This is a genomic window from Mesorhizobium captivum (assembly GCF_033977165.1).
GTDB lineage: Bacteria > Pseudomonadota > Alphaproteobacteria > Rhizobiales > Rhizobiaceae > Mesorhizobium > Mesorhizobium captivum.
This window is the reverse complement of record NZ_JAVIJB010000116.1, coordinates 1-1299: the sequence shown is the minus strand read 5'-3', so window position 1 is coordinate 1299 and position 1299 is coordinate 1. Positions and strand designations below refer to the sequence as shown.

General features: G+C 59.5%; 1 protein-coding gene. It reads left to right on the top strand.

Annotated features, from left to right (window positions below):
* Positions 1 to 77: 77 nt before the first annotated feature.
* Positions 78 to 1268, top strand: coding sequence for an IS481 family transposase (locus RFM40_RS33525; protein WP_320230396.1), 1191 nt, complete (start codon positions 78 to 80; stop codon positions 1266 to 1268).
* Positions 1269 to 1299: the final 31 nt, after the last annotated feature.

Genomic DNA, 1299 nt, shown 5'->3' with positions numbered 1-1299 from the left:
TGAGCGACCTGAGAGATAGGTGACGATTTGTACCGGACACATGGGTAACACTTTTCGGTTTTTGCCGGGAGGTGTTGATGCCGTGGAGAGAGTGTTCGGTGATGGAGGAGCGTCTTCGCTTTGTGGCTCGCCTTCTGGAGGGAGAAGGCATGAGTGAGGTATGCCGGGCGTTCGGGATATCGAGGAAGACCGGCTACAAGATCTTCAATCGCTACCGGCAAGAGGGGTTGGAGGCGCTTTGCGACCGCTCGCGGCGGCCGGTGCGCTACGCCAACCAACTGCCCGGCCAGATCGAGCGGCTGATCGTGGAGACCAAGCGCGAGAAGCCGCACTGGGGCGCTCGCAAGATCAGGGAACTGTTGATCCGGAAGCTCGCCGGCGATGTTCGCATTCCAGCCAAGAGCACGGTTCATGCCACGCTCGACCGCCACGGCCTTGTGAGCCAGGCCCGCAAGAGGAACCGGGCGAACAAGGCCATGGGCACGCCGTTGTCGCAAGCCGTCGAGCCCAATGATCTGTGGTGCGCCGACTTCAAGGGTGAGTTCAAGCTCGGCAACGGATGCTATTGTTACCCGCTGACGGTGACCGACCAGGCCTCGCGCTACCTGCTTGCCTGCGAAGCGCTTGAATCGACGAAGGAAACTCCGGTCATCGAGACTTTTGTCCGGCTCTTCAAGGAACGCGGCCTACCCGCCGCCATCCGAAGCGACAACGGTCTGCCGTTTGCCTCACCCAACGGGCTCTATAATCTGTCGCGACTGTCGGTTTGGTGGCTGCGGCTGGGCATCAGCCTCGAGCGCATCAAACCAGGCAAGCCGCAACAGAACGGCCGCCATGAGCGCATGCATCTGACGCTCAAGAAAGAGGCCACGCGCCCGGCAGGCATGAACGCGCTGCAGCAGCAGGCGAGATTCGACGACTTCATGAGCGAATTCAATGCCGAAAGGCCGCACGAAGGCATCGGCATGAAGGTACCGGCCCAGCTCTACATAGCCTCTTCAAGGCCATACAGCGGACTGCCCGAGCTGATCTATCCCTTCCACGACAAGGACATCATGGTCACCGCCTGCGGACGCGTCTGCATGCACCGCAAGAAAATCAACATCTCAACCGTGCTTGCGGGCCAAAGGCTTGGCATCACCGAAGTCGACGACGGCATTTGGCTCGTCTCCTTCATGCACTATGATCTCGGATATATCGATCTGGAGCAGAGAACATTGCAGACCATCGACAACCCGTTCGGCACGAGGTTGTCACCCATGTCTTAGGTACGATCTGTTACCTATGTCTCCGGGTCGG

Excerpts from the sequence above, each read along its gene's own strand:
- RFM40_RS33525 (WP_320230396.1), top strand. The coding sequence starts at position 78 with ATGCCGTGGAGAGAGTGTTCGGTGATGGAGGAGCGTCTTCGCTTTGTG.